Below are 13,339 nucleotides of genomic sequence, written 5' to 3' on the forward strand. Positions count from 1 at the left end.
GCGGACCCTGTGGGCCCTCGCACACGGGCGCTCGCAGCGCCGCAGCGGCGGATACCCAAACCATAGAATGGCAAACTTCCGCTCTCGGCTACCGGGGGCTGGTCGGCGCCGGTCACGGAAGCACGCGCAGGCCCCACTTGCTGAGCAGCGGATGGACGAGCGTGAAATAGGTCGTGTTGTCGTCACCGTCCGGCGAAGACATCAGGATGCCGACGGCGCTGACGGTGCCGTCGGGATTCTTCACGTAGCCGGGGCTGCCGCTGTCACCGTTGAGGCTGAAGACGCTCGCTTCGACCACGCCACCCTCGATGTCCGTGATCGCACCGCACGTCTCGCCGGTGATCGCACCCACCTTGCAGAACGGCATACCCACACGAAGTTGGGAGCCACTCAAGACGTCGCGAACCGGCTGGCCACCCACATCGCCCACGGGCGCACCCGCACTCGGGGCGAGCCGGATGATGGCCGCGTCCCGCTTGTCGCCGTCCTTCTCGCTGGCGCTGATCTTCCCGAGCGGCAGGTCGTCGCCGTAGGTCCACTCGGAACCGTCGTGCGCGTCACAGTGCCCACTGGTCATCAGGTAGTAACTGCCGTCGTTGCCCTGGGCCGCGAATCCTGATGTGCACCTGCTGCTTTCGGCATCCACCTGGATGCCCGGCGACGGCGGCGCCGCCGCCAGCGCCGTGTTGGCGGATACCGTCGCGGTCAACGCCGTGGCAACAACCACGCCCACGCCGCGCCACCACGGTTTGGCCACGCCATCCTCCTCCACTTGTCCCGGGCTGCATGATTACAGCCCAAGACCGCTCAGTTAGCAAGGCGAGCGAAAACGGGCTACCGGCGCGCAGCGGCGGCGCCCTGAGGCCCAGAAGAAGGACGTCCGGAACCCGGCCGATCGGCTCACCGAACTGATGGAGTTGCGTGCTCGTCGCGCTCTCACCGACACCGAGTACGAATCCGAAAAAGCGGGAGTTGCTCGGCCAACGGGAAAGTCGCCGAGCCTGAAGGCCTCCAAGGATCCGTCAAGGATCTCACAAGAGGCCAGACGGAATCTCTGCCCATGTTTCTCACCAGTGCCGGCGACGCCGAGCCGTATCCCGCGGCAGGGTTTTCCGCCGCCCGGCCGGGCAGGCTCGTCCTCATCACGTTGGCGTGCACACTGCTGCCCGCGCTGGTAACGCTTGACGCCACGATCGCCAACGTGGCGCAACGAACCTTCGCCGAGCAGTTCTCGTCGACTCCGGCCGCCGTCGCGTGGACCGCGACGGGCTACGGCCTGGCGCTGGCGGCGGCGATCCCGATAACCGGCTGGGCCGCCGGCAGGGTCGGCGCAAAAATGCTCGCTCTGGGAGCTGTGGCGTTGTTCTCCTGGGCGTCGTTGCTGTGCGCCCAAGCGCCCAACGTCGCGCTGCTGGTGACGTTTCGGGTGCTTCAGGGGCTTGCGGGCGGAACGCTGATGCCGCTGCAGCTAGACATCCTGGCGCATGCGGCCGGTCCGCAACGGGTGGGCCGGGTGCTGCAGGTCAGCATGCTTCCGGCCCTGCTGGCCCCGATCTATGGTCCCATCGTCGGTGGCTGGTTGATCGGCTCGTTCGGCTGGCACGCGATCTTCCTGATCAACGTCCCCATCGGACTGATGACCCTGATAGTCGCGGGATTCGTTCTGCCCGAGGACGTCCCGGCTCCCAAGAAGGCGCTCGACAGGGTCGGCTCCCTGTTGCTGTCACCTGGCTTGGCGCTGCTCCTGTACGGCCTTTCACGACTTCCGGAGCGATTCGCCGTCGCCGACCCGCACGTCGCGGTGCCGACCGCTTTCGGAGTGCTGCTGATCGGCGCATTCATTGTGCGGGCCCTCCGTCGCCCCAAGCTTGCGCTGATCGACCTGCGCCTGCTCAGACACCGGAACGTCGCTGCCGCGAACGCCGTCAGGTTCTTGTTCGCCGTCACATTCTTCGGAACCTGCCTGCTCCTTCCCGGCTATTTTCAGCAGGTGATGTGGAAGACGCCGCTGCAGGCCGGGGTGTTGCTTGTACCGCAGACGCTGGGTGCCGCCGCGGTGATGCCGATCGTGGGCCGGCTCATGGAACGGTATGGTCCGCGCCGCGTCGTGCTGACGGGCACGATGCTCGGCGTAACGGGCCTGGCCGCGTTGATCTGCGGGGTGACGGGAGATACCGCGAAGCTGATTGTCGGGCTCACATTGTTCGGCATCGGCAGCGGCTGCATGATGACCCCGGTTTCCCGGTCGGCCGTGCACGCGTTACCGCACGCCGAAATTGCGCACGGGTCAACGCTGTTCAACGTCAACCACCACATGGCGGCGTCGATCGGGGCCGCGTTGATGTCGGTGATCTTGACCGTCAGGTCCACCCACGCCGCCCCCGCCATGTCACAGGCCTACGCGGGCGCCTTCCTGGTTGCGTTGCTGTTGCTCGCGACGGCGGCGGTCCCGGCGTCGTTCCTGCCGAACCAGGCAAACTAGCCCGGCGGTTGCGCGCGAAAGACTTTCCCGCCGCGAGGCAGAAATCAGTTCTGTGTGGCGGGCACCGACTCGGCCTTGAGCTTCAGGTAATTGCGAATCCGGAACCGGGCGAATTCCCGCTGCCGACGTGGGGAGAGCTGCCCGCCCGCCGCCGCCGCGTCGATGATCTCGGGCTCGACGGCCCCGTACGTTTCCCCGTGTACGCGCAGCGTAGCGCGGCCCGCCGCCAGCACGTTGCGCAGCCAATCCACCTGAGTGCCATAGGGAAGGGGGATGATGAAGCCGTCACCAACACGCTCGATCACGACCGGGGTGCTGTACGCCTTGCCCGAGTGCCGGCCGGTGTGTTCGATAACCCCCGCGTACCAATACTTTTGGCCTGCCAGCAGCATCATGACGGGGTTCATTACGTGCTTGTTGAACACCCGAAGCGTGTCGATCACCATGCTGGGCTCCTTGGATCCGATACGTCGCTTTCGACAACACGGTAGGGCTGGCGGCGGGCGAGTTCCTAGGGCCTTTGGACCCCACCGAGGTCACCCCGCGAAATGGTCGAGAAGCCAAGCGATCTCGCAGCGACGTCGATCGAGTCAGTCGGTGCCGACGTGTCGGCGGAGGAAATCGAGGACCGCTCCGGCGAAGATGTCATTGCGGTCGCCGGCGACCATGTGCCCGGCGCCGCGGACATCGGTGAACTCGACCTGTGGGAACCGTTCGAGGAATTCGTCGGCGCGTTCCTGGCTGACAAGATCGCTCATCTGGCCCCGAACCAGGAGCATGGGCACGCCGCCCTCCAGGATGGCCTCGACGGCCGCATGCATCCGATCGGGGTCGGTGACCTCGAACGGCGGATACGCCGCGGTGCCACTGATGAATTGCGGGTCCCAGTGCCAGTACCACCGGTCGCCGCGGCGGCGCAGATTCGTCGTCAAGCCCTCCAGGTCGGTAGGTCGTGGTCGGTGCGGGTTGTACTCGGCGATCGCGTCGGCGACCTCGTCGAGCGATCCGAAGCCCGACTCCACCCGGTCGGCCATGAAGGCGTGTATCCGGTTCGCGCCCGACTGGTCCATGTTCGGCACGATGTCGACCAACACGACGGCGCTCGCGATGCCAGGCGCGATTTCGCCCGCCAGCAGCATCGACGTGAACCCCCCGAGCGAGGCGCCCACCAGCACCGGGCGCGGAGGCAGGTTGCGCAGCACTTCTAAGACATCGGCGGCGAAGCTGACGACGCGATAGTCGCCGTCGGTCGACCAGTCCGATTCGCCATGCCCGCGCAGGTCGATGGTGACGGCCTGCCAACCGCGCTCGGCCACCGCGGCGGCGGCTTTTCCCCATGAGCGGCGGGTCTGCCCGCCGCCGTGCAGGAACACCACCGGCTGCGCCGAAGGATCGCCCAGGCGATCGGCGACGATGCGAACGCCGCCGGGACCCTGGATCGAGAACGGTTCCGCTGCCGTCGTCATCACGTGATACTAAATCGCACGGCATCGCGGCCCGCGGCGGATCACCCAATACCACGCAGCGTGGCATCCCGGAGTCGGAGCAGCCACCATGCCGACGTATCCGCCCAACATGTTGTTCACGTCGGAATGTTGTTCACGTCCGTCACCGAGGCCGCGGGTCTCGCGGACGAGTGCCTACTCCAGCTCGGATACTGCATAGGGCAAGCGACCCCGTCTCCGTCATGGTGAATGCCCATGGCACTGGCAGCCTCGCCGATGGCGCGGTCGCGCGGCTGGCGCGGTCGTCTTTCCGCTGTCGCCCCGGGGGATGATCGACCACCCAAGGTTGCGGCGCCCCGTGTACCGCGAAACGGCGGCGTACGGCCACTTCGGGCGCCCGGGATTCTGGGAGAACCTCGATGCGACCGAGGCGCTGCTGGACGCGGCGGGGGGAGAACCGACGGTGCGGAGTTGCTACTTCGGCGCCCCGCCATCAGCGGCCCCGTGCTCGCCGCGCCACAACTTGGCGAACCGCCGGGCAACTCCGCCCAGTCGGCCCTGCTGGAATCCCTTGAGTCGGCTCAGGGTTTGTCGGCCCTCGGCCGCGTAGTCCTTGACGGTTTCGTCGCCCTCTTCAGCGCGCATGCCTGTCCCCCGTTGTCTGCTCGGTTGAATCGTGCTGGCCGCTCCGGCTGCGGAAATCCCGGCCACTCGGACCGTCCGTCACCATGCGCCGGAGGGGGCCTTCCGTTGCCTACCCGACCCGCCGAGATCCGAAACCGCGCCGGGTTCGTGCTCCCCAGCGTGGTTCAGGACACCCGCTGCTTGGTGGCCTTGACGGGCGCGGTGCTCGGCGGTGACTTCAGCAAGTTGCCGCGGACGCTGCCCCGGGCGGTGCGCACCGCCACCAGGAGCCAGGTGAAGAGCAGGCCGGCGTAAGCGATCGCCGCGGCGGCCCTGAACGCCGGCAGATGGGTGTGCCCCGCGAGCTGAGCGGTGCCGGTGACAAAGGTGCCGACCGGGAAGGTCAGGCTCCACCATGTCAGCGCGAACGGCATGCCGCGGCGCAACGTGCGCACCGTGAGGGAGGTCGCCAACGCGATCCACAGCACGGCGAAACCCCACACCGGGACGCCGTACACGATCGCGAACGCGTTCATGTCCTCGGCGATCTCGTGATCGACAGCCAGGCCGGCCGTGGCGCCCAAAAGCCCTGCCGCCGTGATGGATTGACCGAGCGGACCCAACACGATCCACAGCGTGGGCACCCGCGCGGATCCGGAGGTGCCGTAGAGGACCAGGCGGCTCCAGATCATCGCGATGATGTTCAACGAAGCCACCAACGACAACCCGAACATCGCGTAGCAGCCGTACAGCATGGTTTGCCGCCCGACACCGGCCGCCATGTGCGGCAGCAGCAGCGCACCCGTCGCGGCCGACACCATCGGCGGGACGACCGGCATCAGCCAGCCCCCGAACGCCGCGTCCGCCTCGACGTCGTGCTGGGTGAACATGAGGAACGGAATGCTGACGGCCGTGAACAGGCCGCCCAGCGTGCCCGCGGTCCACAGCACCCAGTCCAGGTCAACGGCGGCGCGGTCGCCGAGCAGGTCGCTGCCGACGAGCACCGCTCCCCCGCCGACGGTCATCAGCGCCATCGGCGCGGCGCCGTAGAAGTGGGCCATCTGCGGGTTACGCGCGTGGCTGCGCGCCGCGGTGGGATGGCGCAGCCAGTGGCCTCCGACCAGGACGATCAGGACGATCAGCAACACGGCGGCGATCACCCACACCGCCTCGGCGAACGCCCGCAACCCCACCACGTGGACGGGCAGGGTGGCGCCGGCGGTGGCGACGATCCCGGTTCCCATCACCGAGGCGAACCAGTTGGGCCCGATGTTGCCGAGGACTTCGACCCGCGTCAGCGGCGACGGGACGCCTTGCGGAGTTGGGGTGGCCATAGGTGGAAACCTACTGCGCGGAGGCGGTGGGATGCGCGGCTTAGACTCCCAACCGTGACGCAACCCGTGCGAACCACGCACGCATTGGGAAGACTGCCGGTGACGATCGGGCTCGCAGTTCTACTGGTGCTCGTCGTGCTGGCGACGCCGGTCAAGCAGCGGTGCGGAGCGCCCGGCTACTCGTGCGCCACGTCGCTGGACGCGCGGGGCAACGTGCACTACTACTACGAGCTCGAGCCGCTCGGGGTGTACCTCACCGAAATCATCACCGGCACCGACATCCGCTTCTGTTACAGGTCGGGCGACGAGTCCGTGAAGGTGCGCTAGGCGTCCCCACGTTTCGTACTGTGACCGCGCCGACACCGGATCGGTACGCGCCGCCCAGCGGTCTCGAGCGATGGGTGCCCAGCGCCGAAAGTGCTGGTAGAGGCGTCGACGAACCCCGCCGAGGATCCGCCATACCGGCGCGCATCCTCGGTTGGGCCGAAGTTTCGATTGGGGCCGGCACGGCAAGCTCCCGCATACTTGACAGCATGCTTCTTGCGACTTTGCCGCAAACCGCCTGCGCGGTCCGCGGTGATGCGCGGAGCCGAGGTTTGTGATGGCACGCTCTGGCGGCGCTCATCGCCGCCATCGAGCCGTCCGCCAGCCATCCCGTCTGCGCAAGGGGCTGACGCGCAGCTTCATGGCGCTGGTTTCGGTTGGGGCGGTGCTGATGACCGCGGCGGGCTATTACGTGGCCCACGGCGCGCTGGGCGGCATCACCGTCTCGGACGCCCTGCGCCCCGAAGATCCGCGTTCCAGCGGCGACAACATGAACATCCTGCTCATCGGGCTGGACTCGCGCAAAGACCAGGACGGTAACGACCTGCCCTGGTCGATCCTCAAGCATCTGCACGCCGGTGATTCCGAAGACGGCGGCTACAACACCAACACATTGATACTCGTGCACGTCGGGGCCGACGACAAAGTCGTGGCGTTCTCCATTCCGCGCGACGACTGGGTGCCCTTCAACGGTGTTCCGGGATACAACCACATCAAGATCAAGGAGGCGTACGGGCTGACCAAGCAGTACGTCGCCCAGAAGCTGGTCAACCAGGGCGTGGGCGACCAGAAAGAACTGGAAACCAAGGGCCGCGAGGCGGGCCGCGCGGCGACCTTGCGCGCGGTGCGCAGCCTCACCGGCGTCCCGATCGACTACTTCGCCGAGGTCAACCTGGCCGGCTTCTTCGACATGGCGCAGACGCTGGGCGGCGTGGAGGTGTGCCTGAACCACGACGTGTACGACTCGTACTCCGGCGCGGACTTCCCGGCCGGGCGGCAGCGACTCGACGCGGCGCAGGCGCTGGCGTTCGTTCGGCAGCGGCATGGCCTGGATAACGGGGACCTGGACCGCACCCACCGGCAGCAGGCGTTTCTGTCGTCGGTCATGCAGGAATTGCAGAGCTCGGGCACCTTCACCAATATCGACAAGCTCAAGAGCCTGATGGCCGTTGCGCGCAAGGACGTCGTGCTGTCCGCGGGCTGGAACGACGACCTGATCCAGCGGCTGGGTGCGCTGGCCGGCGGAAACCTCGAATTCCGCACGCTGCCCGTGGTCCGCTACGACAACATCGACGGCCAGGACGTCAACATCATCGACCCCGCCGCAATCAAGGCCGAGGTGGCGGCGGCGATCGGTGCCCCCGCACCGTCGACCACGCCCGCCACCACCGCCGCCAAGCCCAGTCCCTCCACCGTCGTGGACGTGGTCAATGCCGGCAGCATCAGCGGGATGGCCACCCAGGTGTCCAGCGCGCTGAAAAAACAGGGCTACACCTCCGGGACCGTGCGCGACCGCAAATCCGGCGATCCTTCCACCACGACGGTGCAATACGGCACCGGCGCCGAGACCGACGCGCAGAACGTCGCCAACGTGCTGGGCATCGACGCGCCGGCGCTACCCAGCCCCAGCCTGGACCCCGGTCACATCCGGGTGGTGGTGGACACCAACTTCTCGCTCCCGGCCGCGGACGAGACGACCACCACCACCACCACGACGACCAGCAAGGCGAACACGTACTACTACAACGGGACCGCGACCACCTATCCGACGCCGAACGAGGGGAAACCGGTAGTCGGCGGCGGCGTGCCCTGCGTCAACTAGCTCTACGCGTGCGTCCCGCCGTCTATGCGGATCTCGGTGCCGGTGATGAACGCACCGTCGTCCGACACCAGCATGGCGATCACGCCGGCTACGACGGCGGGATCCGCCATCCCGGTGCCGCTGGATTCCACGGTGGTCGGCAAAACGGGCATCAACCGGGTGAACAGTGACCAGTCGGCGTCTTTGGGGATGTAGCCGCCCGTGGCATCGGTGATGCCCGACTTGATGCTGCCGGGTGCCACGCATACCGCGCGCAGGCCGGCACGCGCGTATTCCAGTGCCAGCGAGTGGGTGAAGGCCTGGATCCCGCCTTTGCTCGCGGCGTAGGCCGCCATGTATGGATGCGCGAACGACGCCGACGTGGAGCTGAAGTTGACGATCGCGCTGCTCGAGTTTGCCAGTAACGGCGGCAGCGCCTCACGAACCACCAGGAAGGTGCCGGTCAGGTTCACCCCGATGATCTGATTCCACAGGTCCAGGCTCGTCTCGTGGGTGTGGGCGGCGCGCAGCATGCCGGCCGCATTGACCAGCGCGTCGAGGCCGTCGAGGGTCTGCACGGCCCAGCACACGCCGTCGATCACCGAATCTTCGCTGCTGACGTCCATCGGCATGGTGGTGAGACGGTCGGCGTTGCCGGCCGCCTCCGCCCCGGCGCGGGTGGTGCCCAATCCGTCCTCGGCAACGTCGGCGGCGACCACGGTGGCGCCCTCGTCGAGCAATCGCAGCGCGGTCGCCTGCCCGATTCCCGACGCGGCGCCCGTCACCAGAATCCGCTTGCCCTCGAGTCGGTCCATCGTTGCTCCCGTCGCTCGGCGTGCTCAACATCGTAAGGACGAACCCGATAGGGCAGGCTGGATGCATGGAAATCGGATTCGTGGGCCTCGGAAACATGGGCCGGGGCATGGCGGTGAACCTGATCAAGGCGGGTCACCAGGTGACCGTCTACAACCGCTCCCCAGACAAGGCCGAGGCCCTCGTGCAGCAGGGCGCGACGGCCGCGCGCACCGTCGCCGACGCCAGCAGGGGCGAGGTCGTGTTCACCATGCTGGCCGACGATAGCGCCGTCGAGGACGTGACACTGGGCGAGGGGGGCATCGTGGCCTCGCTCGCGCCCGGCGCCACGCACGTGTCGTCGAGCACCATCAGCGTGGCCCTGTCCGAGCGCCTGGCGACCGCGCACGCCGAGGCTGGCCAGCGGTATGCGGCCGCGCCGGTTTTCGGGCGGCCCGATGCGGCCTCGGCCGCAAAGCTTTTCGTGGTCGCTGCGGGCGCATCGGAGGTCCTGGAACCGCTGTCGCCGCTGTTCGACGCGATCGGGCAGCGGACGTTCGTGGTTTCCGAACTTCCGCACACGGCCAACCTCGTGAAGCTGAGCGGCAACTTCCTGATCGCATCGGTCATCGAGAGCCTCGGTGAGGCCGTCGCGCTGGTCGGCAAGGCCGGGGTGGACCGCCAGCAATACGTCGACATCCTCACCTCGACGTTGTTCGCCGCGCCGGCATATCGGACCTATGGCGGGCTCATCGCGAGGCGCGAGTTCGAGCCGGCCGGATTCGCCGCCCGCCTCGGCCTCAAGGATGTCCGTCTCGCGTTGGCCGCGGCCGAGCAGCTGCAGGTACCGCTGCCGCTGGCCAGCCTGCTGCGTGACCGCTTCCTGACGCTGGTGGCGACCGGCGGCGGGGACCTGGACTGGTCGGCGGTGTCGTCGCTCGCCGACCGCGACGCCGGTATCGGTTCAGACCACTCCGCGTAGGCCGTCGGCGCCGAACACCGGTTCCAGCATCGCGGAGAAGTCCGGACCGCGGCGCAACATCAGCCCGCCGTCGACGTTGATGACCTGTCCGGTCACGTAGACGGCCGCATCGCTGAGCAGGAACATTGCCAGGTTGGCGACGTCCTCAACTTCGCCGGGCCGCGGGACCGGGGTGCAGATCCGGTAGTCCTCGCTCAGTTCCGGCGAATCCAGCACGGGCGCAACGAGATCCGTGCGGATCAGGCCCGGCCGGATGCTGTTGACACGCACCCACGACGCGCCGAGCTCGTCGGCCGCCAGCTGCATCATGTGGTCGACGGCGGACTTGCTGACCCCGTAGGCGCCGAACCAGCGGTGGGTGTTGCTGGCCGCGATCGACGAGATCCCGACGAACGAACCCCCGCCGCCGCGCACCAGCTCGCGCGCGGCGTGTTTGAGTACGTACATGGTGCCGTTGACGTTGAGGTCGACCGTGCGCCGCCACGCCTCGGAGTCGATTTGGGTGATCGGCCCGATGGTCTCCGACCCGCCGGCGCAGTGCACCGCGCCGTGCAAGCGGCCATGCCACGCCGTCGCGGCATCCACCGCGCGGGCGGCCTCGTCCTCGTTGGTGATGTCGGCGGGCTCGTAGCGAATCGCGCCGTCGCCCTCGAGCGCCGCGATCTCTTCGACGGCGGCCGCCAACCGATCCGGATTGCGGCCGACGATCATGACCGACGCCCCCGCCGCGACCAGGCCGGCGGCCACCCCCTTGCCGATTCCGCTGCCACCGCCCGTGACCAGATACGTCCGGTTGTCGAAGGAAAGCTGCACCCAACGCTCCTCAGGCCGAAACTGAAACAGGTTCAAGCATGCTGTCACACCGACCCGCCGGCGCCGAACGTCGGGTTCTTGCGCCCAATCCGGACAAACGGCGCCAACAACCCGACGTTCGGCCGGGAGATGCTTGAGTTCGGCCGAGAGTGGCTCAGGGGGTATCGCGACGGGCGACCTGGGTCGGCTTCGCGTTGCGCCAGTCTTCGACCTCGGGCGGCAGGCCCACGGGATATTTGTTCTCGTTGTGGGCGGCCCAGTGCGCGTGACCCAACTCGTGGATGTGGAACGCGTGCCGCAACGCCTCGGTGAATCCCATCGCGTCGGAGGCGGCGTTGACCGAATCCTTGACGAGCAGCGCCGCCATCGTGGGCCGGTCGGCGATGCGCCGGGCGAATTCCAAAGTCTTGTCGGCCAGCTCGTCGACCGGAAAGACCTTGGAGACCATGCCGAGCCGGTAGGCCTCGTCGGCGTCGAGCGAATCACCGGTCAACAGCAGCTCTTTGGCTTTCCGAGGACCGAATTCCCAAGGGTGGGCGTAATATTCGACGCCCGGCATGCCCAAGCGGACCGCCACAACATCACTGAATTTGGCGTTGTCGGCGGCCACGATCAGGTCACACGCCCAGATCAGCATCAGGGCAGCCGAAATCGCGTTACCCTGGACCTGAGCGATGGTGATCTTGCGCAGATCGCGCCAGCGGCAAGTGTTCTGGAAGAAGTAGTGCCACTCCTGCAGGTAAATCTTCTCCATTACCGGTTCGCGGGTTCCGCCGTTGATGCGGAAGCTCGGGAGCTGCTCCCGTTCGGCGATGGCCAGCTCCGATCCCAGGTCGTGGCCCGCCGAGAAATTGCGCCCCCGCGCCGCCAGGATCACCACCCGAACGGTGTCATCGGCTTCGGCTCGCAGGAACGCCTCATCGAGCTGAACCAGCAGGCCGCGGCTCTGTGCGTTGTGGGCCTCGGGCCGGTTGAGCCAGATGCGGGCGATCTTGCCCTCGTCCAGGGTTTCGTAGGTCACCAGCTCCCCGGCGCCGCCGGGCACCTGGGAACCGGTTTCAGTCTTGGCTTGCTCGGAGAGTGTCATTGCGCCACCTTCTGTCAGATCCGACTGTTACACATTACGGCGAGTGTGTAACCGGAACCCGGCAGGGTTGAGCCGTTGCCCGCAGGGAGATCAGCGGCCGGCGCCGGCGGGCCGCGCAACGAGCGGCACCAACCGATGATCGCGGGTGAACACCAAGCGGATCAGGCCAAGCGCGATGACGACGGTGGTGGCGGCGACCGAGCCCAAGATGAGGAACATGACGACGGCCTGGACCAGCACGGCCTGCACGGGGTGCACGCCGGCCAGGATCAGGCCGGTCATCGCGCCGGGCAAGAAAACCAGCCCGGTGGCTTTGGTGGTCTCGATCTGCGGCGAGATCGCGGACCGCAACGCGGTCCGCAGGTAGGGAGCGGCGGCCTGCCGGGACGGCTGCCCGAGGGCGAGGCGGGCCTCCACCTCGTCGCGCTTGTCGCGCAGTTCGTCGACCAGGCGCCGCGCCACCAGCACCATGGCGGTCATCGAATTGCCGATCATCATCCCGGCGACCGGCACCAGGGTGCGCGCTTGCAGCGGAAACACCCGCAACCCGAAGATCACGCCCAACGTAAGCACCGCCGCGGCCGCGAACGCGGCCACCGCCAGCGGCGCCAGCCGGGGGACTTCCGGCGCGCGCCGACGGGCCACATCCCCGGCGTAGGCGACCATGCCGGCCACCCAAGCCCAGGACCACCAGAGGGAGCGGCCGGGCGCGAACAGCAGTGTCAACGCCCCACCGACGAGCAGCAACTGGGCCAGCGCGCGGGCCGCCGCCCACACCAGCTGCCGCTCGAGCCCCAGCCGCTGCCACAGCGAAATCGCCGCCGCCGCGGCCACGAGTACGAGCGATGTGGCCAGCCCCACCCAGCCCACCTGACCGTTCACCGGGAGACCGACCCGTTGCCCGGACTCTTCGCGACGGGCCCCATCCCGAGGCCGCGACCCCGCGCGATGCGCAGGACCCGGTCGGCGGCCCGCTCGACCTGCGCCGGGTCATGGGTGACCCAGAGGGCGGGAATCCCATCCGCGGCCAAGTCCCGCACTGCCCGCTCGATCACGGTGGCCGCTTCCGCGTCGACGGCCGAGGTGGGTTCGTCCAGGAGCAGCACCTGCGGCTGCGCCAGCAGCGTGCGGGCCAGGCACATGCGCTGCGCCTCCCCGCCCGACAGCGCGGCGGCGTCGCGGTCCAGCCACGAGCCGGTCAGCGCGACCCGCGCGAGCGTCTCCCGCATCCGTGCGTCGGAGACACCCGGATCGGCGGCCCGCAGGTTGTCGGCCACCGTGCCGGGAAACGGGGTGGGCCGCTGGAAACACATGCCGACCTGGCGCCGCAGCCACAACGGGTCGGTCGAGCCGATGTCGGCGCCGCGGAACAGGACGCGCCCGCTCGTCGCCACCTCCAGGCGATTACACAACCGCAGCAGGGTCGACTTGCCCGACCCCGACGGCCCGAAGACCGCCGTCACGCCACGGCGGGGAATGGCGGCGGTGAGCCCGTCCAGGGCCCGGACGCCGTCCCGTTCGACGACGACGTCGGCGAACTCGAACACCAGCTCCTCATCCACTAACCGCCATCCTGCATCATGCCGCCGACGGCGGCGCCGGCTCAGGACGACGCGTTTGCTGGTGAGACGGCTGCGACCACCCGAAACCGTCGC

At 68.0% G+C, this 13,339-nt stretch carries 14 protein-coding genes and 1 pseudogene; 5 read left to right on the forward strand and 10 right to left on the reverse strand.

Annotated features, from left to right (window positions below):
* Nucleotides 1–112 precede the first annotated feature (112 nt).
* Nucleotides 113–757: a S1 family peptidase gene (locus G6N56_RS13985; RefSeq protein WP_085253902.1), complete on the reverse strand. Its 645-nt coding sequence runs from the start codon at nucleotides 755–757 to the stop codon at nucleotides 113–115.
* 303 nt (nucleotides 758–1,060) lie between these two features.
* Here G6N56_RS13985 and G6N56_RS13990 point away from each other — a divergent pair, with 303 nt between their 5' ends.
* Nucleotides 1,061–2,482, forward strand: a complete 1,422-nt coding sequence (locus tag G6N56_RS13990; protein WP_085253884.1) for a DHA2 family efflux MFS transporter permease subunit — start codon at nucleotides 1,061–1,063, stop codon at nucleotides 2,480–2,482.
* Nucleotides 2,483–2,526: 44 nt separating this feature from the next.
* Here G6N56_RS13990 and G6N56_RS13995 read toward each other — a convergent pair whose 3' ends face one another.
* Together G6N56_RS13995 and G6N56_RS14000 are read right to left on the reverse strand one after the other, a co-directional pair.
* Complete coding sequence (locus G6N56_RS13995; protein ID WP_085253883.1) at nucleotides 2,527–2,928, reverse strand: nitroreductase family deazaflavin-dependent oxidoreductase; 402 nt, start codon at nucleotides 2,926–2,928, stop codon at nucleotides 2,527–2,529.
* 144 nt (nucleotides 2,929–3,072) lie between these two features.
* Complete coding sequence (locus tag G6N56_RS14000; protein WP_180150533.1) at nucleotides 3,073–3,948, reverse strand: alpha/beta fold hydrolase; 876 nt, start codon at nucleotides 3,946–3,948, stop codon at nucleotides 3,073–3,075.
* 292 nt (nucleotides 3,949–4,240) lie between these two features.
* Between G6N56_RS14000 and G6N56_RS29800 the strand changes: the two are divergent.
* A pseudogene (locus G6N56_RS29800) lies at nucleotides 4,241–4,324 on the forward strand (hypothetical protein); the annotation flags it as partial.
* Between the two features lie 77 nt (nucleotides 4,325–4,401).
* On the opposite strand, the gene G6N56_RS29105 reads toward G6N56_RS29800, so the two are convergent.
* Nucleotides 4,402–4,572 (reverse strand): hypothetical protein, encoded by a 171-nt coding sequence (locus G6N56_RS29105; protein ID WP_211287370.1) that lies wholly within the window; start codon nucleotides 4,570–4,572, stop codon nucleotides 4,402–4,404.
* A gap of 164 nt (nucleotides 4,573–4,736) precedes the next feature.
* The gene (locus G6N56_RS14010; protein ID WP_085253882.1) at nucleotides 4,737–5,885 is read right to left on the reverse strand and encodes a TDT family transporter; all 1,149 of its coding nucleotides are present in this window, start codon (nucleotides 5,883–5,885) and stop codon (nucleotides 4,737–4,739) included.
* Nucleotides 5,886–5,969: 84 nt separating this feature from the next.
* Here G6N56_RS14010 and G6N56_RS14015 point away from each other — a divergent pair, with 84 nt between their 5' ends.
* On the forward strand, nucleotides 5,970–6,212 hold the full coding sequence (locus tag G6N56_RS14015; protein WP_085253881.1) for a hypothetical protein: 243 nt from the start codon (nucleotides 5,970–5,972) through the stop codon (nucleotides 6,210–6,212).
* 274 nt (nucleotides 6,213–6,486) lie between these two features.
* Entirely contained in the window at nucleotides 6,487–8,031 is a 1,545-nt protein-coding gene (locus tag G6N56_RS14020) for an LCP family protein (protein ID WP_085253880.1), read from the forward strand.
* A gap of 2 nt (nucleotides 8,032–8,033) precedes the next feature.
* On the opposite strand, the gene G6N56_RS14025 is transcribed toward G6N56_RS14020, so the two are convergent.
* Entirely contained in the window at nucleotides 8,034–8,825 is a 792-nt protein-coding gene (locus tag G6N56_RS14025; RefSeq protein WP_085253879.1) for an SDR family NAD(P)-dependent oxidoreductase, read from the reverse strand.
* A 65-nt stretch (nucleotides 8,826–8,890) separates the two neighbouring features.
* Here G6N56_RS14025 and G6N56_RS14030 point away from each other — a divergent pair, with 65 nt between their 5' ends.
* Nucleotides 8,891–9,784, forward strand: a complete 894-nt coding sequence (locus G6N56_RS14030) for an NAD(P)-dependent oxidoreductase (RefSeq protein ID WP_085253878.1) — start codon at nucleotides 8,891–8,893, stop codon at nucleotides 9,782–9,784.
* Here G6N56_RS14030 and G6N56_RS14035 read toward each other — a convergent pair.
* The 4 genes from G6N56_RS14035 to G6N56_RS14050 form a co-directional block, all read right to left on the reverse strand.
* Nucleotides 9,767–10,597, reverse strand: coding sequence for an SDR family oxidoreductase (locus tag G6N56_RS14035; RefSeq protein ID WP_085253877.1), 831 nt, complete (start codon nucleotides 10,595–10,597; stop codon nucleotides 9,767–9,769). The two genes, G6N56_RS14030 and G6N56_RS14035, sit on opposite strands and share 18 nt — an antisense overlap.
* 154 nt (nucleotides 10,598–10,751) lie before the next feature.
* A complete protein-coding gene (locus G6N56_RS14040) occupies nucleotides 10,752–11,684 on the reverse strand; it encodes an enoyl-CoA hydratase (protein WP_085253876.1) in 933 nt (310 codons plus the stop codon).
* A 90-nt stretch (nucleotides 11,685–11,774) separates the two neighbouring features.
* Nucleotides 11,775–12,566, reverse strand: a complete 792-nt coding sequence (locus tag G6N56_RS14045) for an ABC transporter permease (RefSeq protein WP_085253875.1) — start codon at nucleotides 12,564–12,566, stop codon at nucleotides 11,775–11,777.
* The gene (locus tag G6N56_RS14050) at nucleotides 12,563–13,291 is read right to left on the reverse strand and encodes an ABC transporter ATP-binding protein (protein ID WP_408632703.1); all 729 of its coding nucleotides are present in this window, start codon (nucleotides 13,289–13,291) and stop codon (nucleotides 12,563–12,565) included. The genes G6N56_RS14045 and G6N56_RS14050 overlap by 4 nt, the downstream gene beginning before the upstream one ends.
* Between the last annotated feature and the right edge of the window lie 48 nt (nucleotides 13,292–13,339).

Source organism: Mycobacterium saskatchewanense, assembly GCF_010729105.1.
Taxonomy (GTDB): domain Bacteria; phylum Actinomycetota; class Actinomycetes; order Mycobacteriales; family Mycobacteriaceae; genus Mycobacterium; species Mycobacterium saskatchewanense.

Bases quoted from the DNA above. Each gene is read 5' to 3' on its own strand.
- G6N56_RS14040 (WP_085253876.1), bottom strand. From the start codon at position 11,684: ATGACACTCTCCGAGCAAGCCAAGACTGAAACCGGTTCCCAGGTGCCC.
- G6N56_RS29105 (WP_211287370.1), bottom strand. From the start codon at position 4,572: ATGCGCGCTGAAGAGGGCGACGAAACCGTCAAGGACTACGCGGCCGAG.
- G6N56_RS14025 (WP_085253879.1), bottom strand. From the start codon at position 8,825: ATGGACCGACTCGAGGGCAAGCGGATTCTGGTGACGGGCGCCGCGTCG.
- G6N56_RS14010 (WP_085253882.1), bottom strand. From the start codon at position 5,885: ATGGCCACCCCAACTCCGCAAGGCGTCCCGTCGCCGCTGACGCGGGTC.
- G6N56_RS13995 (WP_085253883.1), bottom strand. From the start codon at position 2,928: ATGGTGATCGACACGCTTCGGGTGTTCAACAAGCACGTAATGAACCCC.
- G6N56_RS14020 (WP_085253880.1), top strand. From the start codon at position 6,487: ATGGCACGCTCTGGCGGCGCTCATCGCCGCCATCGAGCCGTCCGCCAG.
- G6N56_RS13990 (WP_085253884.1), top strand. From the start codon at position 1,061: ATGTTTCTCACCAGTGCCGGCGACGCCGAGCCGTATCCCGCGGCAGGG.
- G6N56_RS14000 (WP_180150533.1), bottom strand. From the start codon at position 3,948: ATGACGACGGCAGCGGAACCGTTCTCGATCCAGGGTCCCGGCGGCGTT.
- G6N56_RS14030 (WP_085253878.1), top strand. From the start codon at position 8,891: ATGGAAATCGGATTCGTGGGCCTCGGAAACATGGGCCGGGGCATGGCG.